Source organism: Xanthomonas sp. WHRI 6106 (assembly GCF_040202405.1).
GTDB classification, from domain to species: Bacteria; Pseudomonadota; Gammaproteobacteria; order Xanthomonadales; family Xanthomonadaceae; genus Xanthomonas; species Xanthomonas cannabis.
Genome location: NZ_JBEGFC010000026.1, coordinates 1 through 1117 on the forward strand (window position 1 = coordinate 1; position 1117 = coordinate 1117).

A 1117-nucleotide genomic window follows, 5' to 3' on the forward strand; every position below is an offset into this window, starting at 1 on the left:
ACCCCAACCTCGGTCGTCTGGCCTTGCGCGTTGCGGACATAATCGACCGTGGTGCCGTCCGGGTAGACCATCGACCGAAGGCGGCCGACTACTTACAGCACGCCGTAGCACCGCTGTCTTGTAACATCTAAATAATTCCTAAATTTAATTTAGATTTAATTAAATTATTCTAATTGATTGAAATTACTACCAAATTACCGCGCTCATCAAACCCAAACTTGGCAACCGAAGTCCTTTGCATGCAATTTTCTCCGAATTTCGTTGTTATCGACATGACATCGTCATCAGGCGAGAAAATAACATCAATCGATTGAGACACAAGCCATTCTATTTCACAATTATTCGGCGGGCGCCCCGCTATATGTGAATATCCGAATATCTCAATATTAATAATTTCACCCTCGTCATTTAGATCCAAAATAACTGACTCGTGCTTTTCCGAACACGCCTGACCTCTAGTGAAATTTAAATTTTCTTTCAAGTATGAGCCATTCATTTATTCACCTCGATGGGACGTAATTACACCATTTCTACCTATGATTACCGTTACATCATTAATAGGATCATAATGGTTCATTGCCCCACGATCCGGCCTGCCAGGAACATTATTAGCGATATAATCCACCAAACTAATTGGAATATTACGATCCACTCTTTCCGTTGAATAATGACGACTAAGCGGAATCCCGCTCGGAGTAGACCCGTAATTTATTCGCCCTGGACATTGCTGAGATTGCCTTTGTTCGTGCTGCCGCAAGATATCCCTCAAAAAACTCGCATCTTGATTGTTGTACCTGTAACCGACGGGGCCGACCGTTTGATAGCGGAAAGTAGGCTCATAATTCTGTATTTGGCGAACTAAATATGGAACTTCGACACGCGCGAAGATCTCTTGAGTGGTCATGGGGCGAGCTGGGATAGCCCTTCTGCCCTGCAAGCCTTGCGAGTCGGAGACCAGAACTGGCGAGCTGGATGAGTACTCGTATGTAGCTATACCACCACTAAGCCCAATTGGATCACTCTGCCCATACCGACCTGTCGCCGCATCGTAATCGCGGAAGTAGTTCTGATTGAACCCGCTGGCCGCATCAAACCGCTGCCCTGGGAACCGCATGTC

Annotated in this window: 2 protein-coding genes; both read right to left on the reverse strand. The window is 46.0% G+C overall.

Annotated elements, in window-relative coordinates:
- Nucleotides 1–169: 169 nt before the first annotated feature.
- Nucleotides 170–496, reverse strand: coding sequence for a hypothetical protein (locus ABQZ09_RS19840; protein WP_228313227.1), 327 nt, complete (start codon nt 494–496; stop codon nt 170–172).
- A partial coding sequence (locus ABQZ09_RS19845; protein WP_349777715.1) for an RHS repeat-associated core domain-containing protein occupies nt 497–1117 on the reverse strand: 621 nt, incomplete at its 5' end.